Genomic DNA, 22,427 nt, shown 5'->3' with positions numbered 1-22,427 from the left:
TTTGAAGGCGGTACAGGTTCGTCTTCGGTCTGTTCGCAGATATCTATTAAGTAACTGAGGGGTAGTACTTACAGTCCTTGTTTGATTGTTCTGTGTTAAAGATATTATTCCCAAGTTACTATCCTATAGATAGTAATTTCAATATTTATATTTTTCGCCGAAATCTGCCTAACAACTCAAAAAATAGTTTTTTTCCGGAAAAGTAACTTTAATTTTAGAGAAATTACAAAATTTTCGAGCAAAATTGGTTTAATCTGGATCTCGGAACTGGCTTAAGTTATATAATTTATTCATACATTTCAATCTGACATTATATTACAATTATGTAAATTTTTGGGGAATAAACTCATCTGAATAAACTCATCTGAATAAACTCATCTGAATAAACTCATCTGAATAAACTCATCTAATAGTATACCAATTTTTCAGCGAACCTGTTCCCATTCCATTAAAATCTGTACGCAACCTGTATACTCATCAATTTCCTCGCCAGCCGCCACAAACTCACATTTTTCATAAAAGTAAAAGGCATGTTTATTTTTTTTGTAAACTTTGAGGGATAGCTTTCCTTTCAAGGTTTTTGCATGTTCGAGAAGAGCTCTGCCGATTCCTCGACCCTGCATTTCAGGTGCTATGAAAAGAGCGCATACGTGTTCCCCAACAAGGGAGATAAATCCTGAGATCTGCCCTTCTTCTTCGAAAATAAAATTTTCGGCGAGTGGAAGGTACTTCTCCTTCATTGTGTTCTTTTGCGAAGCCCAGAACAAGGTAGGGATAAAGAAATGGGCAATGACGGAGGTTTCGTACCAGATCCTAACCATTTCTTCAAGATCGGTTTTCTTGTAACTTCGGATCAATTTATCGACTTTCCTTTACGTTTTGGACCATTTTATCAACTTTGATTTATTTTTCGGATCAACTTGCTGTTTCCCTGGAATTTCTAACATTTATTGATTTCCCTTAGTTGAAGATCGTTTTGCCGGATTTCTGGTCCTTAGAGCTTCTTTTACCTATGAACTAAAAGAATGCGTTCATAAAATCAAATACTCTAACCTCAAGAAACCTGAGAAATCTCTGAAAACTACTGAGTATGGAAACTGTCTACAAAAAATTCGGGAAAACACAAGTTATATATATGGTGAAAATAGTCTAAAAAATGCCAGACCGAAAGGGCTTCGGCCTGAAAATTGGCTTTCATAAAATATGTCCGAATCAAAAAAAAGTCGGACTTGCTATTATTTCATTCCATTGACTCGATTTGGCGGATCAAGTCACTGGTGTATTTTTCGGAGAACTTCACTTGTGGACTGAATGGAACGATCTTTACCAGTTTCCCATATCTGGAGACGTACATATCAGGCCCATGTGAAGTCTTCACTTTTGTAAAAGTGTATCCGTTCACAAAGGTCACTATTTTAACCTCCAGTAGTTATTATGTCGGACATTCTATATTAAAATTTTTTTACCTATTAATCATTATAGATTATATCTCCTGCAATTGAATTTCTTCCTGATTAATCTCAATTTAGATACTATTACATACTTAAATTAAATGGAGGATTTTAACACTTTATTAATATAAGGTCAGTTTTATAACTCCTTTTCCTGACGCCTTTTGATCTCTTCGTTTCTTCTCAAAGTTTGAGGTCTATAAGTAAGTCTGCACATTAAGCTTCAAATAAGGTGGCACCAACACAACTTTTATTTCCTGATATGTTATCCGTAATTTTGTCTTCAAGTTTTGTCTTCAAGAGTAGTTTCTGGTGAACGGAAAAAGTAGTCAGGTTAACAGAAATTCCAGGCAAAAAACTGAGACGAAAAATAATTTAAAGCTAAAAAATTTGGGAACAGAACCAGTTGGAACAGAAACAATTGGAATAAAAACAGTTAGAAGCCAGCTCTAAGTTATCGGAATTTTTCTATCATTTTCAGCAGTTCGTCTTCGTCCTTCGCAAGGGCGACTATAGCCATCTCTATCATAAGGTTGACAATCCCGTCAGAGAGAGACCGAAAGTCAGTTCGAACCCCGATGACAGGCTTTTCCTTTGCATAAGCGTAGCCTATCTCCCAGGCAGTTCCTGAGTCTACATCCACACCATCAAGAACTGCAACTACAATATCAGAACCGTCCAGACCTTCCACACATTTATTGAAAATACACTCCTGATTTAGCTTTTCACGTTCATCTATCGTATCCTCTGCATCTTCCTGGGGTAAAAAAACCGAAAAGCCCTTTTTGAGCAGCAAATCCTTTAATTTGCAGTTATATTCAAGTTCCGCATGGCTGAAGAGGGGACCTGCAAGATAGATTGTCTTCTTCCTGTTCATGATTTTTTCTTCCTAACACTTAAGAGGCTATACATAACAAATTTTCCTATAATATGAGAGGCTTCAAAGATAAAATCATTTACCTGTGAACTTCCAGTTTCCGGTGCTAAGTGCCTTAGCAATTTCGATTTAGAATATACTTATATATTAAAAAATTTAAATCTTACTGATTTAAAATTAAAAATATGAATCATTCTCGTTTAAATAACGAACGAAAGACTGTAAAATTTAATTTCTTGATAATGTGGGAAGTTCCTGTTATATTTCCTTATGATTAGAGGTCTCTAGACAGGTACCTTGAACCGGAAAAAATAGACTTCTGATTCTTTAAAAAAGTAGGTAATTAGCAGTAGGTTTGAAATCCAGTAGAAATTTTCAGGAAAAATTCCAGATTATCAAAGCAAATTTTCCTGGATATTTGCTTATAAAAAAAGTATATCCAGTTCACTTTGCAATCAGATGTGAAAGCGAATATCTAATTCATTTTGTAATTCTATTACGAAAGTTCGTATCTGATTTACTTTACAGTCCGGCTATGAAAAAATATCTACTGATACTGATTACGAAGTGATATTCTATTGATGCTGATTACGAAGTTGAGATCTCCTTTGAAAATTGCGTTTGAGAAAAAAGGTGTAGCTATGCAGCCGAAATAAGTTTTTCGAGCAGACCATCTAATATCAATTATCGAGTGTATCATCTAACATCAATTACAGAAATAGATTTTATATTTGTTTTTTCCAATAACAAATTTAATTATCTTGTATTAGTATTACACAGGCAGTGACACTTATGATCAAGGCTGGAATAATAGGAGCTTCGGGATATACGGGAGGAGAACTCCTTCGTTTGCTCGTCAACCATCCCAGTGTCAAGCTGGAGCTGGCAACTTCCCGAAGCCTTGAAGGGAAACCTGTAACGAGTACTCATAGGCATCTTGAAGGCTTTCTCGACCTGAAATATGAAAATCCTGATTCTGAAGATATCAGGGAGCGCTGTGACGTAGTCTTTCTTGCAGTACCCCACGGAACTGGTATGAACTATGTACCTGAACTGCTTGATGGAAATACTAAGGTTGTTGACCTTAGCGCGGACTACAGGCTTGAAACCTCGGAATTTGAGAAAATATACGGGATAAAGCATAAAGACCCGAGGAACGCTGTTTACGGACTTGTAGAACTCCACCCTGAAGTTGCAGAAGAAAATTTCGTGGCAAATCCGGGATGTTTTCCTACAGGCGCAACCCTTGCAGCAGCCCCGCTTGCAGCAGCTGGACTTATCGATATTGCGGTTTTTGATTCTAAGACCGGAATCTCAGGAGCTGGGATTTCACCTACTCAAAACTCACATTATCCAAACCTGGCGGAAAATATTATCCCGTATAAACTTACAGCACACAGGCATAGGGCTGAAATTGTCCAGGAGTTGACAGGGTTTGACGAAGATCTCAGAAACATCAATTTCACTCCTCACGTAATTCCGTCTATCAGAGGGATCTTTACAACCGCTCACCTCTTTACAAAGGAACCTCTCTCCACGGACGAAGTAAAGACAATTTACGAGGAATTTTACAGGGATAAGCCGTTTATAAGGTTCCCTTCAGGAGTTCCTTCCTTAACTGCAGTCAGAGGTTCTAACTTCTGTGATATAAGCTTTGAAGCAGATAAGGAAAATAACAGGGTTGTCGTGCTCTCGGCAATCGATAACCTGGTCAAAGGTGCATCAGGACAGGCTATTCAGAATATGAACCTCATGTTTGGGTTAGACGAGACATGTGGGCTCTGGCTGCCTGCTGCGGCTCCGTAAACATAACCAAAGCAAGAAAATATAACTGGTGACGGATTAAATAAAAGAATATAATTTGTCTCAAGGGGTATAGTCAGATGAAGGTAAAAGATGTTATGAATCCGAACGTTGTTTTCTGCAAACCTGATGATACAGTCCGGGAAGCGGCAAGAGTCTTAAAGGAAAATAATGTAAGTGGAGCACCCATCCTTGAAGGTGAAGAACTTGTGGGAATTATAAGCGAAGCGGACTTGCTAAAACTGCTGATACTCCCCGAAAGGGGGGAACTCTGGCTTCCAAGCCCCTTTGAGGTTATAGAGGTTCCTATCAGGGAACTCCTGGGCTGGGAGGAAACAAAAAAGATGCTTTCTGATGTGGGTTCCATAAAGATAGAAGAGATCATGACAAAGGATGTGCACACGATCTCTTCCGAGGCATCCATTGAAGAAGCATCTGAGCACATGATAAGGCACAGGATCAACAGGCTTCCTGTAACTGCGGATAACCGCGTGGTTGGGATCATTACTCGCGGCGATATTATCGAAGGTCTTGCAAAGCTCTGAGGAAAAAGGAGAGTCTTCATGAAGGAAATCGAAGGTGGAATCTGTGCAGTAAGGGGTGTATCTGCAAACGGGATTAAAGCCGGAAAAATGGGATTGACTGTCATTCTTGCAGAGGGGCCTGCAGCAGGCGTTTTCACAAAAAATAAAGTCACAGCAGCTCCGGTTACCCTTAGTAAGGGAGTAATCGATACTAAGCACCGTCTTTCGGCTATAATTGCAAATAGCGGAAACGCTAACGCTTTTACAGGTGATGACGGCTTTCTGGATGCTATGGAAATGGCAGCCATACTTGCCAAAAAGCTTGATCTTGAGGCTGATACGGTTGCAGTTGCCTCGACAGGAGTGATTGGCAGGAGGCTTGACGTCTCCTTAATCGCAGACCGTCTTCCTGAAGTCCTCAAAGGGCTGGGCAGTTCTCCTGAGTGCAGTCGGGAAGCCGCAAAAGCAATTATGACCACGGATAGGGTCGTAAAAGAAGTAGCTATCGAGATGGATTGCGGGATCAGGATAGGAGCCATTGCCAAAGGTTCGGGGATGATCGAGCCCAATATGGGGACTATGCTCTGTTTTGCATATACTGATGCCAAAGTGCCTGCCGATGTCCTGGACGCTGCTCTCAGAGTAGCAGTGGGTAAAACTTTCAATATGATCGTGGTGGACGGGGATACAAGCACTAACGACATGGTACTTCTCACTTCCACCTGCAAGTCTGGAATCAAACCCTGTATGGATTGTCTGGATGACTTTGAAGAGGGGCTGATTTACGTTTTCACCGAGCTTGCAAAGAAAATGGCAAAGGATGGAGAAGGCGCTACAAAACTTATTGAAGCCAGGGTAATTGGTGCAAAAACACATGAGGACGCTAAACTTGCTGCAAAGTCAATTGTACGTTCTCCTCTGGTTAAATCTGCAATTTTCGGAAAAGACCCCAACTGGGGAAGGGTTGTAGCTGCAGCAGGCTACTCAGGTGCCGAACTTGAACAGGAAAGGCTTTCTCTCTCTTTCTCAGGAGGAAGAGAAGAGGTTGAACTCGTAAACTCCGGCGAAATTTCCGGTTCTTCGGATCTTGAGCTTTTGAAAAATATAATGGCAAATGATGAAATTGTCATTACCCTTGACCTTAACCTGGGAAAAGAACAGGCAACAGCCTGGGGTTGCGACCTGACATATGACTATGTCAGGATTAACGCCGAATATACGACTTAATGCTTAAACGTATCCTAGCTCAGTATTGAACAGATTTAATACCAGTATAATATTTACCGTACTACGAATACCAGTATAAGATTCACTGCAATACGAATACCAATATAGGATTTACTGCACTACGGGAATAGAAAAACGGGATTAAAATAAAAAACAGGACTGAAAAACAGGTAGAAGGAAATAAAAAATGTAAGCAAGATCAATTCAAAATATAATCAGAAAATCAGAATTACTTGGGGAAAATCCGGGTTTCCCCTAGTTCCTGAATATTGTTTCAGGTTCAGGTCTATATTTCCAGGGGGTTTAGCAAGTGGATATACAAGAATGGGAACAGCGCCACAATGACGCTTTTTACAATGTCAAAAAGGCCCTTCCTTATCTGGAAGGCATGTTTGTAGCTTACAATAGTAACATAGATGCTATCAAACACCTTACAGACAAAGAATTGTCCAGACTCATAGGGCTTTTTAACGAGGATAATATTCAGGCAAGAGTTGAGACCTATCCGAGAGAAATAAAAGAGCCTCTGGATTTCATGGCTCGCCTGTTAATTTCCATGCGAGAGGGCAAAGCCGCTGAAATTCCTACCCATACCTCGGATACTCATGAATGGCTGAAAGAGAATCTGGGTTTTGACTATGCACGCATGGGCGGTCAGGCAGGAATAATTTCCAATCTTCTTGCCCGTCTTGGGATCAAGAAAGTGGTTGCGTATGTTCCCTGGCTTTCGGAAGAACAGGCAGAGTACTTTGTGGCTTCTGAAAACCTTGTGCACCCTAAGGTAGAAGATGGAAATGTTGTACTTAAACCCCCACGAGAGGCCTTCAAACCCGGAACCGAGTCAAAAGTCAACTGGATTTTTGAGTATTCCAGAGACATGGAAATAAAATGTGGTGGAAGAAAATTTCAGGTCCCAAGAGATAACAGACTTATAATCTCTTCCCGTCCGAAATGGATACGCCTGGATATGGACAGGAAGATCTATGAGCACCTTGACTCAATCTTTCCGATTGACGGAGCAATGCTTTCAGGTTATCAGATGATAAAAGAGCAGTACGAGGATGGGTCTACGTATAAGGACTACGTTTTGCATTCCGTTAAAGTTATTGAGAAACTTAAGGCTTTAAACCCTGAACTCCGCATTCATGTAGAACTTACATCCATTCAGAACCGGGTAATAAGGAAGGCCATCCTGACCGAAATCGTTGCCAAGCATGTTCACTCCCTGGGTCTTGATACCGTAGAAGTGGCAAATGCCCTGAATGTCCTTGGACATGAAGAGCTTTCTTATTCCGTTATAAGAAAAGAGGAGACCGGAATAACCTCGCTTTACCAGGGAGCTGTTCAGCTATTAAAGGATCTGTCGCTTGAAAGGGTTCATGTGCATTCTCTTGGCTTTTACATTTGTATCCTTGCAAAAGGCCATCCTCTTACACTTAAAGAACACAGGGACGCTCTGCTCTTTTCCTCAACCCTGGCAGGTGCCAAAGCCCTCAATGGAAAAATTGAAAACCTTGAGGACGCAGAAGCAGGGTTAGATGTCCCGATTTCAAGTAAAGGCATAGAAGACCTTGAGAACTTCAGGGTTTATTGTGTAGGAAAAAAACTCTGTACTCCTGACGAATTCGAATACGGATATCTCTATGGGCCTGACCATGATGCGGTTTTAATTCCTTCCAAGGTGGTAGATAAGCCCAAAGCAACAGTCGGAATAGGCGATGCGATCTCGGCAGGAGCTTTTGCAGCCATGCTTGCAAGAATGAAGCAAGATCGGGCATGAAAATGTATTCCCTTTGTTTTCTCCTAAGCCGTACATTTGCCTTCTATTCGTTTTCCTTCCGGTTATTTGCATTCATTTCATTTGCGTTCATTCCATTTGCGTTCATTTCATTTGCGTTCAGTTCATTTACAATTGCACCTACTTGCCTTCCATTCACTTCCTTTTGCATCCATTCGCCTCTATTCCACGGATACAGGAACTGGTTAGATGAACATACTTTGCGGATATAATGTCAATATAGATTCGGTGTACCGAATCAGCGGGATCGAGATTTCGGAACTGCTGGAAACCTTCGAAGAGGCTGAAATCCTTAATAAAATCAAGAACCCACCCGGAAATATCTTCTCGGAATCGGATTTTGTAGCAGGGCTTGCTTACTGTATGAAAAACGGATATGGAGCCGAGTGGCTTGTTTTTGAGCAGTCCGTTTTCGAGTTCCTTAAAACCCGTTATTTTGGGAAATCTATCGTAAGAATGGGCGGAAACGCGGGAATAATGGCAAATGCTCTTTCCCAGCTAGGCGCTTCCAGAGTAATTCCTAATGTTGCAGTGCCCTCAAAAACCCAGCTTTCTCTCTTCTCAAAAAAAGCGATCTACTTTCCGGAAGCCTCTACGCAGATAACGGAAAATGAAAGGAAAGAGCCTGAAGAAAATAAAGGTGCCTTTTCCAGCAGGCAGGAACCCATACATTTTGTGTTTGATTTCTCCGAAGGAGAGACATTTTCTCTGTACGGAACCGAGGTTCGGGTTCCCAGGGAAAATCGCTTCATAGCGACCTGCGATCACTTGAATCTCAGGCTTTTTGTCAATCCTGCGTTTGAACAGTATGCCCTCCAACACGCCTGCGAGCTTGATGGTGTCCTTATATCGGGTTTCCATCTACTGCTTGAGAACTATCCTGACGGTCTCACTTATGAGACCATTCTTGATGATACTTTCTCCCAGCTAAAAAGCTGGAAAGCCAAAAACAATAAGCTTCGCATTCACCTGGAATTCGGACATTTTTCAAGTAAAAAAATTGCAAATTCTGTCTTTCTGAAGTTTGAAGAAATTTCAGATAGCTTTGGAATGAATGAAGACGAGCTTTCAATGCTTTATAGCTTACACGGAGTTCCCGGAGAAGGACTTCTACATATGGAAGCAGATGCTATATCCAATGCAGCTTTCAGGCTGGCATCAGGGCATGGGCTTAAGAAGCTTATGATTCATACCAGGGAATTTGTACTGGCTGTATTTAAAAACGATTTTAATTCGATTCCGGATTCTGAATTTGAAATGGGTGAATCAGAAAATCCAATTTTGCAAAAGGTCGTCGGAGAAAAACTTGAAGCCCTGGCATTCGGAGTCAAGTGTGCAGGCGCGTATGCAGCTTCAGGCAGGCTTGAAGGATGGGAATTTGTAGAAAAGGAAGCTGCAAAACTTCAGGAAAGCCCGTTTGGAAAGAAACGGATTGAAGCTTTCGTTAAGGCTTTTAATGGAAAAACTTTCGGGCAGGGAGCTTATATCTTAAGGGAGAATTATATTATCTGCATGTTGCCTACAATGCTTTCCAGATCTCCCATAACCACAGTCGGGCTGGGGGATACACTAACTGCAGGGACTTTTCTCAGGGGGCTTGAGCTGGACGTACAGGCTTAAACCCGAACTTTTCGATCTCAATTATACACTCGACTGCGGGCAGGTTTTCAGATGGGGACAAGAAGGAGACTGGTGGACAGGCGTTGTCGGAGATCATGTTATCCGGCTTTCGCAGGACCAGGATCGACTGATTGTCGATTCAAAGCTTTCGCCTGATTTTCTTACTCGCTATTTCCGCCTGGACGACAATCTGCCTTCAATCTACGAAAGCATAAACAGGGACCTGCTGATCGACAGGGCCATACACAAATATTGGGGCTTGCGGCTGATCCGACAGGACCCCTGGGAGTGCCTTATTTCTTACATGCTCTCGACAGCCTCAAGTATTCCTACAATCCAGAAAAGAATCTTCCTGCTTAGCCAGTTTTTCGGGCAGGAACTCGAGCCAGGCTATTTCAGCTTTCCTACCCCTGAAACGCTTGCAAATGCCGATCCTGCCGAACTTGATAAATGCAAGCTGGGTTTCAGGACGCAGAACATAAAAGCAGCAGCTCAGGCAGTTGTTTCAGGCGAGCTGGAACTTGACGTACTTTTCCGCCTGGAGTACAAATATGCAAGGGAACGCCTTATGAGGCTTCGCGGAGTCGGGGAAAAAGTCGCCGACTGCGTTCTACTTTTCGCTTTTGAAAAAATGGAAGCTTTTCCAGTTGATACCCACATCAGGCAGATCATCCAGCATTACCACATAGACGACAGCTATTTTGAGACCTGCACAAACATGAGCTGTATGGGAGACTGGGGAAGGGAATATTTCGGACACTACTGCGGGTATGCCCAGGAGTATTTGTATTATCAGAAAAGGATGGAAGGGTTTGTAGGTCTTTATTAAATTCTTTTCACTATTTATTTTTATTAGTTCTTTTTATTATTTCTTTTTAGAATAACTGCTGGATTAGATATAAGGGAACAGGAAAAAGCTATGAACCGTAAAGACAGGAAGGAGGTCGGACAGGCTTTAAATAAATCCCTGCTGGTGAGCGAGACCGCCAGATGATCGAAGAAACCCGTTCGGCGGTGGCGACTACTGTTAGTGCCGGGTTGACAATGCTCTACTGGCATATCGGCAAACGCATCCAGGAAGAAATCCTTAGAGGGGGGAGGGCGGAATACGGACAGGAGATTGTCATTTCACTTGGAAGAGAATTGACTGCTGAGTTTGGTCGGGGATTTGAAGAGAAAAACCTGCGCCGGATGATCCAGTTCGCAGAAGCTTTTCCGGATGAAGAAATTATCGCTGCACTGAGGCGACAATTAAGCTGGACACATTTCAAGATACTCATACTCTCATGAGCAGTCTTCGAGAAGCTCTTTTGCCGTCGGGTACTTGCGCCGGATTTCAAAAACAAATTTCTAGTTTTCTATAGCCTTCTAAACCTCAAACACTTTTCATTCCCTTCAAACTTCACTTTGGCTTTGGTTCAAATACTTCTTAACCAGATCCGTGTCTTTCAGTAATTTAAAACTTACAAATCCTCCGGCAATAATATTCGTATAAAATGTAAAAGTTCTCCATGCTGCCACTGTAACTCCGAGAATACTTGCCGGCACAAAGATTGAAAAAAGGGAAATTGCAGCAAGTTCGGCCACGCCACTTGCACCCGGGGTCAAAGGCATGACTATAATAATCATGAGCAGAACCTGTACTGCGAAAGAAATAAGTACCGAAGGAGCCTGATTAAGGCCCATAAGAGTTATCGGGAGCGAGGAAAATTCTACTATCCAGTATATGACTGTGAATATCAGCCCATAATACAGGCCTTTACGCCCTTCTGTCAAAAATATATTTATGCTGGAATGGAATTCGTCGATTTCTCTGTCAATTGACTCTGATAATTTATGTATTTTTTGTTCTGTTTTCTTACCGCCAAGACGTCCAATCCACCTCATAAGACCGTTTATGGTGAACTTAATAAAACCGGGTTTCACGGTTGCATATATCATGAGGGCAAAAACAACTATTGAAAGGACTTCTCCTAATATAATCACGGTATCCAGTCTGGAATCTAACAGTATACCATGGAGAAAATACAGTGAAAAAGGTACAGCTAACAGGATCAGTAGAGCGTCCAGTACACGTTCTCCTAAAATAACTGCAGTAGCCTGTCCAACCGGCATATTTTTCTGTCTAAGGAGATGAATTCTCAAAGGTTCTCCGCCTATTGAAGAAGGCGTAAGCGCTGCAACAAAAGTTCCGGAAATTACCATTTCTATAGAAGTTTTAAGATCTATTTCATGGCCCAATGCAGATGACATTGATTTTATGCGCAGTCCCCATATATAGAAGGAAAACAGGTGGATAACAAGTGCAGCTATTACATATCCAGGCCGAATCTCCCTAACAATTTCAATTGTTGTTTTATCAAAAGTAAAGATAAGAACAAAAACTATCGAAATTATACTGATCAAAATTGAGCTTGTTATCCACTTTGCGTAATTTTTCATGAAAACACTATCCGTTATTTAACCTTCTTCAAAATTATTACCTGCAATAGTCCATTACAATGCCCTAATTATACTTTTTGACTTATACTTTTTGACTTATACTTTTTGACTTATACTTTTTGACTTATCTTACTTGGCATGAAAGTACGTGATTATTTGTTTTTCACGTACTCTCTTGTTCCTTTTTTCCCATAATTGCGATAATACCACTAATTATTGTTATCCTTTCATCAACCGAGAATATCTCGGTTTCCACAATCTTCCTCTTTTGAACTTCTCCTTTTTCATACCCTGTTTCATCTTGGTACATCTCATCCTTTGTGATAAGATGCCATATTATTGTTGCAATTTTCCTTGCCAGGGCAATAATTGCCTTTGCATATCCAATTGACTTCTTTTTCCTGTTAAAAAATTCTTTTAACCTGCTATTCTTCTTTCTTGCTGCTGCTTGAGCAATCTGAGTTAGAATCCACCTTGCTACTTTTGATCCTCTCTTAGTGATTCTTCCGTTATGGTATTTATCTGCAGATTGATATACATTAGGAACTATTCCAAGCCACGAAGCAAGCTTATCTCCCGTTGGAAAATCACTAAAATTTCCTATTTCAGCAATTAGAGTCGCTGCACCAAGTTCTCCAATACCTGGAACTGACATTAAAATCTCCATTTCCCTTTTATGCTTTTGATAAGCATAATTGAAAATTTCCCTTTCTAGAGTCTCAATCTCATCATCTAAATGTTTTATAAGGTTAAGGCATATCTGAAGCCTGATTGCAGCACTCTGGGATATTTCTCTGTCAAGAATATCTCTTATCTGAACAGCTTTTTTCCGAACATTTGGAGAAAGAGATTCTATAATCTGGTCAACGTTTTTACCTGAAGATATTCCTGCTAGAATTGCTCTACCATTTTTCCCAAAAATGTCAGTAAGCACATCACCCAGATGTAACATTTCGGAAGAAAGAATAGCATGAGATTCATTTTTAATATCTGTTCTTTTTCTTACCAGAGTTAACCTGAGCCTAACATATGACCTGAATTCTCTATGCCTTTTTGGAAAAACTCTCGATGGTTGAATCATTTTATTCAATGCAAGTTGTGCAATTACTTCTGAGTCTATTTTATCAGTTTTTTTATGTGTAAATGCCTTCATATCCCGAGCATTTCCAACTATAACAGGCAAATGATCTGTCAATGCCCCATAAATCGGAACCCAAAAATCACTTGTTGATTCACAGGCTACAACGTCACATTTTTCTGATGTTACCCAATTTTTAAGGTTTAAAATCCCATCATCATCTCTGGCAAAACGTTGTTGCTGTTTTTCACCGGATCTACTCAGAATTGTAGCAATAAAAAAATGTTTGTGAATATCTAAACCACAAGATTTGTTTATTTCCCCTTCCAATTTAGATTACTCCATCATTTCAAGGACAGTAGAATTGCCTCAAAGGCAATTTGGCATTCGTGATCAAAGTCACATCTGGGCCTTCGATGGCAATTCAAGGGTTAGTTTTTTGACGGTTTCGGAGAACCAAAGTAAAAACAACCTTCCTGTCCAAGGTAATGATGGAGTTAAATTCTAAAAAAGGTAAGGAAATAAGACTTTCATTCTCTGGGCATGTTATTCGAAGAATATCATGTGTGTTTTTTGACTTATACTTTTTGACTTATACTTTTTGACTTATCTTACTTTTTGACTTATCTTACTTTTTGACTTATCTTACTATTTGATTCAAGGAGTTCTTTGAATGTTGCAGTAGCATTGAGGTCTTCAGATAGGTTTTTCATAGTTTCAACCTTCTGGTGGATCTTTTCATTCTCTAAAAGCTCTTTTATCGACCGAAGGATCTCTTCCGGAGACGCGTTGTAATCCAGACGTCTGCCATAACCTTCAAGCTCTATCACAGCAGCATTACTTTCCTGCTCACTATGGTTCATATCCGGAAATGAAAGTACTGGAACCCCAAAGGTAAGAGCTTCCATTATAGTGCTGTGTCCTCCTGGAGCGATCACAAGATCAGAAGCTTTGAGATAAGGGAACTGGTCATTAATAAAATGCTCAATTGTGACATTTTCCGGAAGGTTTGAGAAGACATCAGGATTTAGATTAGGTCCTGAAAGGAGAGTGTAATTTATATTTTTGTCGAGTTTTGCAACTTCGATGACTTTTCTGAATATGGGTTCTCGATACCCAAATCCCCCTATTAATGATAATACATGGGGTTTTTGTAAGACTTCAGCTTTTACATCACTAAATTTTTCAAGGGTAAGAGGCCCGCTGAAAAACAAACTTTTGGAAACCTCTTCTTCAAAAGCAAGATTTAGCCTGCATACGGTATAAGGCATTGGGAAATCCGGTATTATTATCCTGTCAACTCTTCTGAAAATGCAGTTATAAAACTGCTTAATTACTCCGCCCATTGTTCTTAGGGCAATGCCTCCTTCTTTAAAGAAAGTTTCCATATTTGACTGATTTACTATAAGGTAAACAGGAATTCCTCTGACTTTAGAGGCAACTATTCCTGTAAAATAACTATCCGAAACTACAATATCAGGTTTCTTTTCTTTTAATAAGCTCAGAACCTTAAAAACTGCAAAAATATTTCCGTCTTTCAGGGTAGATATAATTGATCTTTTCAGATTCAGGGAACCGGACTCACCTACAAGTTTTATTTCCGGGGGTATTTCAACGGTCTTGTATCCTTTTCTCTCGATGAACTCCTTTGAATAACCATATGCTCCTAAATAAACTTCGTGGCCTGCAGCCAACAACTCCCGACCCAATGCGATACAGCGGCTTGTATGACCTAACCCTTCACCGCATATAAAAATGAGCACTTTCATTTTTGAACCTCTTTTTAAAAATTCGAGTAGCTACAAGATAAGAAATAAGAGCGAGTATAATTCCGCCAATCATATCCGTGATCCAGTGTATACCAAGATACAGTATTGAAAAAAGAATGAAAATAGTTGTTCCTACCGCAAAAACCTTGTAACGCCTGAGATCTGTCTTGAAAAGTATAAACATCGTTGCCATTACCGAGAGTGCTGCATGCAGGCTTGGGAAGCAATTATTAAGACCGGGACTACAGATGGTTACTATTCCCAGGATGGCCGGGTTCAGTTGATATAGCAAAGGGGCCACACCCGGCAACACATGCCCGGTAACATCTACCGGGAAAAATATGTAAAAAACGTAAGCTATCAAATATATAAGCGTAAAAGTAATTGCATATTCTTTAAGAGTCTCATCATTCTGGCTAAACAGGAATAGTATAAATGTAAAGATCAAAAGGAAAGGAAACCCGAGCAGATAAACTGCTCCACAAAAATATGTCAGCGTTGGACTGGCCAGGCTCTGGAAAATACTCACTTTAGTGCCTTCCAGCATCAACATATATCTATCATAATTAAGAGAGGGACTGAGACCCAGGAAGTTTGAAATGTGTCTTTGTGAATCCATAAGTATAAAGATAAGTGTCGCCGAAGCTGCATAAGGTAAAATATCTAAAATTCCAGAGGACTCAAGGTTTCTATAATAATATTTGGGCCGAAGGGTTTCCGGCACAAAAATATAATAACCTACTGGCACTGAAAATATCAGAGACAGCATTATCATAACGTCTAGTTTATTTGAGGATATCATTTAATGTGCGCCTCAGTATTTAAATAAATTAATCCGAAGATAGATAATTTTGAAATCTCTTTTACTGTTATTCGGTTTATTAGGTTTTTTTCATAGAATAAAACAACTATATATTAATTGTGGAGAAATTGTGGAAAAAGCTACACCTGTTTAATCCCAAATATAAGCGCACATATGCATAATGAAAATATAAAAATTAATAGATCACGATTTTAAAATTTACAGGCATGTGCTTAAGTTTAAGCGCACACATTGATATCAACATGGATATCAAGAGACATTTATGCGTCTAAAAATGTGAAATCCGTGTACAACAGTAATTGGGATTTTAGTAAAAATTGAAAAAAGAAGGATTAAGAAAATCCTTCACTCAGATAATTTATCTGTTCTTCCTGACGATGTAGAAGACTGACAGCAGTCCGAAGATTGCCGGGACAATCTCAAAGCCAGGAGTATTGTTCTTTGTTTCGGTGGTGTTGTTTGCAGCAGCTGATGTATCTGGAGTTGATGTAACCGGGGTCTCTGTAGGAGTGCTCGCATTTACATCTTGAGTTTCTTCAGTGCTGTTCTCAACTGGAGTTGGAGTAACACTTGTGTTATCAATACTTGTTGTGTTATCGATGCTGGTTATGTTACCCGAGGTGGTTGTAGTTGTTTCATTACCAAGGGTCTGCTGAACATATGGGTAGTATCTGAGCTCACTGGAGTCAGCGACCTTGAAGTACATTCCCTGTCCGATTTCCTGATCAGAGTCTTTAGTCAGGCTGAATGTATCATCGTTGCTGATGGTGATGGTCGGACCGTTGATAGAAACATCGTTGAGTTTACCGAACTCGTCGTCGGAGTCGATCTTTATTGCGTTTGCATAGTCAATGAGCCAGAGCCCGTCAATCTGTGCAACGCTGTCAACTGCGCCCTGGAAGACCTGATTGACATGTACCTTCAAGACAGGAACATTGTCTTCACCCTGCACGTCGTCAACTTCGCAAGTCCAGGTATGATCGCCAGAGTCAGTTGAGACGATCTGGTCATCCACATACTGTCCGTCCTTGTCGAGTTCAAGCCAGACCTTATCACCGTCAACGTCTACCTGCTTGGCCTGGAGAGAGTATCCGTCACCGAGGTCAAGAGTGTCGCCGGTCTTGAGAGTTTGCTTGTCATCACTGTCAACAACGAGCTTGGCGAGCTTGCTGGCGTCGTTAGATTTCAGCGGGACATACTTCTGTGCAAAGAAACCGAGAACAGGGTACGTTCCATTGAATGCATCATCGGCATCATAATCAACCTTGCTTATGGTGGTGCTGTATTTGAGGCCGTTTTCAGGAATAGTTCTTCCGTCAACGCCGGAAACATTCAAAGTTTCGGTTCCAACATTTTTCTTCAGGTCATAGAAGAATCCGGCAAAGTTGTCTGGAGTCCAGGTGTAAGGCTGCGTGCCGGAAACAACGGTTCCTCTTACATCATAGGTTCCAGAAGTTGTTTGCTGCTTATAGGCATAGAACCTGAGAGCATCGGAGTCAGCAACCTTGAAGTATAATCCCTGTCCGATTTCCTGATCAGAGTCTTTAGTCAGGCTGAATGTATCATCGTTGCTGATGGTGATGGTCGGACCGTTGATAGAAACATCGTCGAGTTTGCCGAATTCATCATCAGAGTCGATCTTTATTGCGTTTGCATAGTCAATAAGCCAGATAGCATCAATCTGTGCAACGCTGTCAACTGCGCCCTGGAAGACCTGATTGACATGTACCTTCAAGACAGGAACATTGTCTTCACCCTGCACGTCGTCAACTTCGCAAGTCCATGTATGATCGCCAGAGTCAGTTGAGACGATCTGGTCATCTACATACTGTCCGTCCTTGTCGAGTTCAAGCCAGACTTTATCACCGTCAACGTCTACCTGCTTGGCCTGGAGAGAGTATCCGTCACCGAGGTCAAGAGTGTCGCCGGTCTTGAGAGTTTGCTTGTCATCACTGTCAACAACGAGCTTGGCGAGCTTGCTGGCGTCGTTAGATTTCAGCGGGATGTACTTGTCTGCGAAGAAGCCAATCACGCTGTAGTTGCCCCAGTCGACATCTTTGTTCTCGTATTCGGCTTTTCCGATTGTTGTTGTATACACTAAACCGTTCTCTCCTATAGTCCTGCCAGAAGTACCGGCAACGTTCTTAATGGAAAGAGACTCGGTTGTTACATTATCGTCAATATCGTAATAGAATGCTGCAAATTTGTTAGCATCCATTGTAATAGCTGTACCGTTACCGTATGCAGTGTTTGCAAGGATGTCGGTTAAGCTTGAGCCATTGTACACAGGGCCGCGGATCTCAACTGTACTTGCTGCTGAGGTTGTATTATTATCATCAGCCATTGCGGCGGATGCAAATACAGTCAGAAGCATGAGAGCCGCCAGTGCACTGGCTACAAATCTCTTCATTTTGTTGTTTCCTCCATATTTGTTAAGACCAATTATGTGTAAGAAGAATTGTCGGGATCAATAATTTAAGGGGGTTCACCATTCTTCATCAATCTGAGTTATTTATTACGTCCATTGTCGAAGATAGTTTCGTTTCGCCTCATCCCGAAAATTGGTTTACAGCGTTTTATAAAATGGTGTCTTATAAATCTCTTTTGGTTCAAGATTTGATCAATCTATAGGTTACTTGCAATTTCCAATAAGCTCTGACATAACTTGAAGATTTGACTCGTCAACAACACAGAATCTTAATAATTCGAATATTGTACTAATGTTCGACAATTGTACTAATCTTCGAGTAATGTACCAGAATCGTTATTATGTCTAACGAAGACTGAAAACCGAAGGTTATTGTGGTGAATGATCGGGATCAACACTGCAAAATATTTCGAACCTTCCTCCCTAGGAGAATGTGGCGGAACTTTCTTCCATAGGAGAATGTGGCGGGTTTTCCAAGTTTCTTCCATGTTTCCCGCCACCATAAATAATTTTAACTTTTGTTCATTAAGCGTAAAAGTTTTCGTCCGTTTTTATCCGGTTGATTCTTAAGAACATGTGTTTGAGCTGACATCTTAATGAAACTTGAGCTCACAATTCAATATTTTCTCGCAAGCATACTTTGAATCTGGTGTATAGATCATCCACATTAACTAGCCAGGATGTCTCAATAGAGTTCAAAACCAGTTAAGCAGGACTCAGATAACAGGACTAACCCAAAAACTTTGATCTCCAGCAATATCTGACTGATGTTTTCCTCACATTACCTGTAATATGACTTGTGATTCCGTTTAATGCCATATTGAAAATTTCTTTAAAAAAGCTCAATTTATCGAAAAAAGATACTAGAAGCTGTATTTCGATCATACTGGAATATCAACAAACAACTAATCGTAAAATATCAGCAAACGATAAATAATCAAATATTAACAAACAATAAATCGTCAAATATTAACAAACAATAAGTCGTCAAATATCAACAAACGATAAATTGTCAAAATTAACAAATGATAGATAATCAAATATTAGCAAATGGTAAATAATCAAATATTAATAAACGATAAATAACCAAATCATTTAGAGTTCTTGAATTCCCACATTTCGATAAAACCGTCAACCAGAGTATCAAGAAAGCTTTCTTTGTAGCATACAAGGAGCTCTGCAATCGCTGGAGGGTCAATGATTGTAAATTTACTTATTCTGCCGTTTTTTTCCTTTTCAATTATTCCGGCTTCTACAAGCTTGTTCAGGTTCCAGGAAACAGTTGAAGGAGAGAGGCCAACAGCCTGAGAGAGTTCTTTGTTATTCAGGTCTGGATTATTGAGAAGTTGAAGAAGAATATGCCTGCAACCTGATCTTCTTAAAAAAGACATTATTTTTCTTTCGGTTTCGCTTAAGCTCCTGTCTTTTACGAAATAACGTACGTAATCTCCATCATTCGAGGCTCTTATCAAATTTTTCTTTTCCAGGCACTGAAGGTGGTACTGCAGGTTGCCAACTACCATCTGCAGCCTCCGCTCAAGTTCCCGGAAATGGATCCCAGGAGATTTTTTTATTTGTTCATAAATTTTTCTTCGTGTCTCGAGTTCAAATTCCATTTTACTCTACTCTTTTGTGATCATAGAAAGGAAAAACAATGCAAGGACGACAAAATTAAGTAAACTTCCCCAAATTTCGGGGTACTCACCCGCTTGAGGGAAAAAAATATCTGCTGCATCCAGGAAATTCATTGTTGAATAGAAAAAAAATGCTGAAGATAAAATAAAAAACTTCTTTCTACGCTCTCGACGATATGCAAGATAGGAAATAACAAAAAGAATTAACGCTAATAGACTCGATACGAGTTGGATTATTTGTTCAGGTTCGGTCAACATGGACTTCAGTTACCTCCTTCAACGCAATACATTAAACGGAGTACATTAGATTAAACATTAAAAAATCAAGTTTTGAGATACGCTCCATAAAAAATAGACTTCTGGCTGTTTTGGATGATTTTATTGGTCCTTTGGATGATTTTACTGGTTCTTTGGATGATTTTACTGGTTCTTTGGATGATTTTATTAGTTCTTTGGATGATTTTATTGGTTCTTTTATATCTACAAAATAATCTGTCATACCACAATGAAGTATTTGAAATCTATGCCATGTTATTAATAATGCTCACATACAATAAAAACTACAGATGAAGTCCTTTCTTAACAGTAGGTTTATTTTTGCCAATTCTTTTACTGTACTAATATTTGAGTGATATACCAGAATCAATATATTATTTGTAATTATTTATCCAAATGTGGCTATGTTTCTGAATGGTCATTTAAAACATGGCAACAACTGTGGGTGAAACAACTGCATACTTATTATTGGTCAATTGAAAAAACCCATCAAAAATTTTTACGGAAGAATTCCGCTTTGTGTAAAGTCAGTTAAGTGGTCACTACTTTGTTCACATGAAAATTTCTTTTACATCCATTTCCTCAAAAAAATCCTGAAATCCGGATCTTTTAATCGACAAATCCCGGCGTTCTCTATAATCTCAAAGCCTTCGCTAACGCTCTGATGAACTTGTTTTCCAAGAGAGCAGGTCATGAGCCGGTCTTCGAGAAGCCCTTTTGCCATCGGGTACTTGCGCCGGATTTCGAAGATGTATTTCCCATTTTCTATATAACCTCCGAAAACGCCAGCAGCCGCCTGATATTTTTCCTTAAATTTCTCAGCGTGTACCTTAACCCAAACCGGAGGGCCAACGTGCTTTTTCACGTTGGGGAGAACGCCTGAAATAAGTTCCAGCATAACTGCGGTTTCGGTTTTGCCTGACCATATGCCGGTTTTTATCACTGTAAAGTCATATTCTTTCAGAAGGGCAGCAACTGCCTGCTCCATTTTATATAACTGCGGAAAGAGGACATCCTCTACAACATCCGGAGTTTTGAAAACTATTGCAAGCTGGGTACTTTTTCGGCTTTCAAGCCTTTCCAGGATTTCGCTGTCCTCAAGGGGTAAGAGAGAAGGTGGGAAAAAGAAACTGAGCTCGGGGCTTTTCAGGAATTCCCTGCAGTGGTCTATAAACATGCAGAATTTGTCAAGGGAAAGAGCAGCTGCCACATTCCGCCTGGGGTCGGTTGGGTCGACCACTACAAGAGGTTCTTCGTGCTCTATTTCCGAGTGATGCATTATATCAATTTTCTCACCTGGTTTCCAGGTGCAGGCGGCACATACAGTGTTTTCGAAGGAGCCATAGTAGATTATCAGGATCTCGGTCAGGTAACCTGAAAAACCCTGAGTCTTGAGTTCCGAGCCATAGACTCCGCCCCCACGCATAAACTGCTTCAAAAGCAGGACTTCATCTTCGTGCCCTTTTATGCGAGGTTTGACAAAATCATTATGAAAAGGCGTTCTGTCAACTGCAGATTTGATCTGGGAAGCCGAAGCAACCCTGAAGCAGGGGACAAGGTCTACGTCAAAACCTTTGTATGTAATATTCAGGTAAGGGTGTTCAGCATGGCGGTCTTCGACATGTTCAGCGTTTTTTGCCACATCTCTTGCAACTGCTATACCCAGGGTTTCAAGTTCCTTTCTGGAGGTTTCTTCAGGAAAGCTTATAAAAATATCAATATCATGAGTGCCTGAAAGCCAGGTACCTCTGGCAGCAGAGCCCACCATTTTTACAAGCACGCCTGGTACGTCAAGTTTTTTTGCTGCGGCTTTAACTTGCAAGGCGAGCTCTTCCTGGATCACAAGGAGTTTTTCTCTTTCAGGTTCAGTGGGTTTTATTCTCTTAAGGACTACAAACTTTAATTCTTCGGGAATGCCTGTATACGTTTCCATGCCAGGGACGGCTCCATATTTTTTACTCTGTCTTACTCTGCAGAATGAATCTTAGGAATCTCGTAACGGATCTTATGAATCTTATAATGGATCTTATAAATCCGATTACGCTGATTTTGCTTATAAGTGTCAGAAATCGCTTCTTCAAACTTATAATTTGTGTATATTAAAGTGACTCTTAAAGGAAAAAGGAATTTTTGAATTTATTTTCAAACTTTTATCTTAAACGTGAATAAAAAGCTTCTTTTGAGTTGATTTGACTCTGATAAACATCTCTTTTGGATCATTTTGGTTCTGATAAACATCTCTTTTGGATCATTTTGGTTCTGATAAAAAGTCACCTCTAATATAAACGTAACTCTAAGTAAAAACTGGCTGTGGTAGAAATATTTTCTGAGTTTCCCGAATTGTCTTCCTGGTAGTAACTATCTGAAACTTACTCTAGTGTTAAAAAGACGATTGAAAGCAACTTTAAGTTTTTCAAGGCTTTCAATTCCTTCTTTTGGCATATTTATTTTTTTTATTCCCTAATTGTGAAAAATATTTCACATAATGCCCAAAAAATTTTTATTTAATGCCTGAGATATTAGAAAATGCTTATAGTTGAATACGTTTGATATCACTCAGGTATACGGGGGTATCCTGCTCAGGGTGTATTCCGAATGTTCAGGAAATTATTTTCCTATTCTTCTTTTCGGAAGCCTGAAAGTAACGCTCTCGGTTAATACAGTATAAAGGAGGTTT

The 22,427-nt window shown here is 40.1% G+C and carries 20 protein-coding genes; 9 read left to right on the top strand and 11 right to left on the bottom strand.

Annotated elements, in window-relative coordinates:
- Positions 1-425 precede the first annotated feature (425 nt).
- Both MSBR3_RS13620 and MSBR3_RS20450 read right to left on the bottom strand, forming a co-directional pair.
- The gene (locus MSBR3_RS13620) at positions 426-857 is read right to left on the bottom strand and encodes a GNAT family N-acetyltransferase (RefSeq protein WP_048108787.1); all 432 of its coding nucleotides are present in this window, start codon (positions 855-857) and stop codon (positions 426-428) included.
- 383 nt (positions 858-1,240) lie between these two features.
- Positions 1,241-1,411 (bottom strand): hypothetical protein, encoded by a 171-nt coding sequence (locus MSBR3_RS20450; protein ID WP_155396827.1) that lies wholly within the window; start codon positions 1,409-1,411, stop codon positions 1,241-1,243.
- A 352-nt stretch (positions 1,412-1,763) separates the two neighbouring features.
- Between MSBR3_RS20450 and MSBR3_RS20445 the strand changes: the two genes are divergently transcribed.
- On the top strand, positions 1,764-1,904 hold the full coding sequence (locus tag MSBR3_RS20445; RefSeq protein WP_155396826.1) for a hypothetical protein: 141 nt from the start codon (positions 1,764-1,766) through the stop codon (positions 1,902-1,904).
- A 1-nt stretch (position 1,905) separates the two neighbouring features.
- On the opposite strand, the gene MSBR3_RS13615 is transcribed toward MSBR3_RS20445, so the two are convergent.
- Positions 1,906-2,328, bottom strand: a complete 423-nt coding sequence (locus MSBR3_RS13615; protein ID WP_048108786.1) for a nucleoside 2-deoxyribosyltransferase — start codon at positions 2,326-2,328, stop codon at positions 1,906-1,908.
- 792 nt (positions 2,329-3,120) lie between these two features.
- Between MSBR3_RS13615 and argC the strand changes: the two genes are divergently transcribed.
- From argC to pfkC, 4 genes are all read left to right on the top strand, one after another.
- Positions 3,121-4,134: an N-acetyl-gamma-glutamyl-phosphate reductase gene (gene argC / locus MSBR3_RS13610; protein WP_048108785.1), complete on the top strand. Its 1,014-nt coding sequence runs from the start codon at positions 3,121-3,123 to the stop codon at positions 4,132-4,134.
- Between the two features lie 77 nt (positions 4,135-4,211).
- Positions 4,212-4,676: a CBS domain-containing protein gene (locus MSBR3_RS13605; RefSeq protein ID WP_048108784.1), complete on the top strand. Its 465-nt coding sequence runs from the start codon at positions 4,212-4,214 to the stop codon at positions 4,674-4,676.
- An 18-nt stretch (positions 4,677-4,694) separates the two neighbouring features.
- The gene (gene argJ, locus MSBR3_RS13600; protein WP_048108783.1) at positions 4,695-5,882 is read left to right on the top strand and encodes a bifunctional ornithine acetyltransferase/N-acetylglutamate synthase; all 1,188 of its coding nucleotides are present in this window, start codon (positions 4,695-4,697) and stop codon (positions 5,880-5,882) included.
- Positions 5,883-6,192: 310 nt separating this feature from the next.
- The gene (gene pfkC / locus MSBR3_RS13595) at positions 6,193-7,662 is read left to right on the top strand and encodes an ADP-specific phosphofructokinase (protein WP_048108782.1); all 1,470 of its coding nucleotides are present in this window, start codon (positions 6,193-6,195) and stop codon (positions 7,660-7,662) included.
- Between the two features lie 43 nt (positions 7,663-7,705).
- On the opposite strand, the gene MSBR3_RS21510 is transcribed toward pfkC, so the two are convergent.
- Positions 7,706-7,831 (bottom strand): hypothetical protein, encoded by a 126-nt coding sequence (locus MSBR3_RS21510; protein ID WP_268989090.1) that lies wholly within the window; start codon positions 7,829-7,831, stop codon positions 7,706-7,708.
- Positions 7,832-7,869: 38 nt separating this feature from the next.
- Between MSBR3_RS21510 and MSBR3_RS13590 the strand changes: the two genes are divergently transcribed.
- From MSBR3_RS13590 to MSBR3_RS13580, 3 genes are all read left to right on the top strand, one after another.
- Positions 7,870-9,300, top strand: coding sequence for an ADP-dependent glucokinase/phosphofructokinase (locus tag MSBR3_RS13590; RefSeq protein ID WP_048108781.1), 1,431 nt, complete (start codon positions 7,870-7,872; stop codon positions 9,298-9,300).
- Positions 9,278-10,129: a DNA-3-methyladenine glycosylase family protein gene (locus MSBR3_RS13585; protein ID WP_048108780.1), complete on the top strand. Its 852-nt coding sequence runs from the start codon at positions 9,278-9,280 to the stop codon at positions 10,127-10,129. Before MSBR3_RS13590 ends, MSBR3_RS13585 begins: the two co-directional genes overlap by 23 nt.
- A 185-nt stretch (positions 10,130-10,314) precedes the next feature.
- The gene (locus MSBR3_RS13580) at positions 10,315-10,590 is read left to right on the top strand and encodes a DUF1016 N-terminal domain-containing protein (protein ID WP_230627492.1); all 276 of its coding nucleotides are present in this window, start codon (positions 10,315-10,317) and stop codon (positions 10,588-10,590) included.
- A 105-nt stretch (positions 10,591-10,695) separates the two neighbouring features.
- On the opposite strand, the gene MSBR3_RS13575 is transcribed toward MSBR3_RS13580, so the two are convergent.
- From MSBR3_RS13575 to cca, 7 genes are all read right to left on the bottom strand, one after another.
- A complete protein-coding gene (locus tag MSBR3_RS13575) occupies positions 10,696-11,742 on the bottom strand; it encodes a lysylphosphatidylglycerol synthase transmembrane domain-containing protein (protein ID WP_048108779.1) in 1,047 nt (348 codons plus the stop codon).
- A 163-nt stretch (positions 11,743-11,905) separates the two neighbouring features.
- Positions 11,906-13,150 carry an IS110 family RNA-guided transposase gene (locus tag MSBR3_RS13570; protein ID WP_048108308.1) on the bottom strand — a complete coding sequence of 415 codons (1,245 nt, stop codon included), beginning with the start codon at positions 13,148-13,150 and terminating at the stop codon, positions 11,906-11,908.
- 293 nt (positions 13,151-13,443) lie between these two features.
- Positions 13,444-14,589 carry a UDP-N-acetylglucosamine--N-acetylmuramyl-(pentapeptide) pyrophosphoryl-undecaprenol N-acetylglucosamine transferase gene (locus MSBR3_RS13565; protein WP_048108778.1) on the bottom strand — a complete coding sequence of 382 codons (1,146 nt, stop codon included), beginning with the start codon at positions 14,587-14,589 and terminating at the stop codon, positions 13,444-13,446.
- Complete coding sequence (locus tag MSBR3_RS13560) at positions 14,561-15,391, bottom strand: phosphatase PAP2 family protein (protein ID WP_048108777.1); 831 nt, start codon at positions 15,389-15,391, stop codon at positions 14,561-14,563. The genes MSBR3_RS13565 and MSBR3_RS13560 overlap by 29 nt, the downstream gene beginning before the upstream one ends.
- Before the next feature lie 379 nt (positions 15,392-15,770).
- Positions 15,771-17,756: an S-layer protein domain-containing protein gene (locus MSBR3_RS13555; RefSeq protein WP_329956840.1), complete on the bottom strand. Its 1,986-nt coding sequence runs from the start codon at positions 17,754-17,756 to the stop codon at positions 15,771-15,773.
- A gap of 1,175 nt (positions 17,757-18,931) precedes the next feature.
- Positions 18,932-19,456, bottom strand: coding sequence for a winged helix-turn-helix transcriptional regulator (locus MSBR3_RS13550; protein WP_048108775.1), 525 nt, complete (start codon positions 19,454-19,456; stop codon positions 18,932-18,934).
- Positions 19,457-20,318: 862 nt separating this feature from the next.
- Positions 20,319-21,683 (bottom strand): CCA tRNA nucleotidyltransferase, encoded by a 1,365-nt coding sequence (gene cca, locus MSBR3_RS13540; protein WP_048108773.1) that lies wholly within the window; start codon positions 21,681-21,683, stop codon positions 20,319-20,321.
- A 603-nt stretch (positions 21,684-22,286) separates the two neighbouring features.
- Here cca and MSBR3_RS21505 point away from each other — a divergent pair.
- Complete coding sequence (locus tag MSBR3_RS21505) at positions 22,287-22,418, top strand: hypothetical protein (RefSeq protein WP_268989089.1); 132 nt, start codon at positions 22,287-22,289, stop codon at positions 22,416-22,418.
- Positions 22,419-22,427 lie beyond the last annotated feature (9 nt).

The organism is Methanosarcina barkeri 3, assembly GCF_000970305.1.
GTDB classification, from domain to species: Archaea; Halobacteriota; Methanosarcinia; order Methanosarcinales; family Methanosarcinaceae; genus Methanosarcina; species Methanosarcina barkeri_A.
Note: the sequence above shows the minus strand (reverse complement) of the source record. Positions and strands in the feature narration are given on the sequence as shown.

What these genes read in the sequence shown, in the direction of transcription:
- MSBR3_RS13615 (WP_048108786.1), bottom strand. Translation starts at nt 2,328, where the DNA reads ATGAACAGGAAGAAGACAATCTATCTTGCAGGTCCCCTCTTCAGCCAT.
- argC (WP_048108785.1), top strand. Translation starts at nt 3,121, where the DNA reads ATGATCAAGGCTGGAATAATAGGAGCTTCGGGATATACGGGAGGAGAA.
- MSBR3_RS13605 (WP_048108784.1), top strand. Translation starts at nt 4,212, where the DNA reads ATGAAGGTAAAAGATGTTATGAATCCGAACGTTGTTTTCTGCAAACCT.
- argJ (WP_048108783.1), top strand. Translation starts at nt 4,695, where the DNA reads ATGAAGGAAATCGAAGGTGGAATCTGTGCAGTAAGGGGTGTATCTGCA.
- MSBR3_RS21510 (WP_268989090.1), bottom strand. Translation starts at nt 7,831, where the DNA reads ATGCAAAAGGAAGTGAATGGAAGGCAAGTAGGTGCAATTGTAAATGAA.
- MSBR3_RS13590 (WP_048108781.1), top strand. Translation starts at nt 7,870, where the DNA reads ATGAACATACTTTGCGGATATAATGTCAATATAGATTCGGTGTACCGA.
- MSBR3_RS13575 (WP_048108779.1), bottom strand. Translation starts at nt 11,742, where the DNA reads ATGAAAAATTACGCAAAGTGGATAACAAGCTCAATTTTGATCAGTATA.
- MSBR3_RS13565 (WP_048108778.1), bottom strand. Translation starts at nt 14,589, where the DNA reads ATGAAAGTGCTCATTTTTATATGCGGTGAAGGGTTAGGTCATACAAGC.
- MSBR3_RS13560 (WP_048108777.1), bottom strand. Translation starts at nt 15,391, where the DNA reads ATGATATCCTCAAATAAACTAGACGTTATGATAATGCTGTCTCTGATA.
- MSBR3_RS13555 (WP_329956840.1), bottom strand. Translation starts at nt 17,756, where the DNA reads ATGGCTGATGATAATAATACAACCTCAGCAGCAAGTACAGTTGAGATC.
- MSBR3_RS13550 (WP_048108775.1), bottom strand. Translation starts at nt 19,456, where the DNA reads ATGGAATTTGAACTCGAGACACGAAGAAAAATTTATGAACAAATAAAA.
- cca (WP_048108773.1), bottom strand. Translation starts at nt 21,683, where the DNA reads ATGGAAACGTATACAGGCATTCCCGAAGAATTAAAGTTTGTAGTCCTT.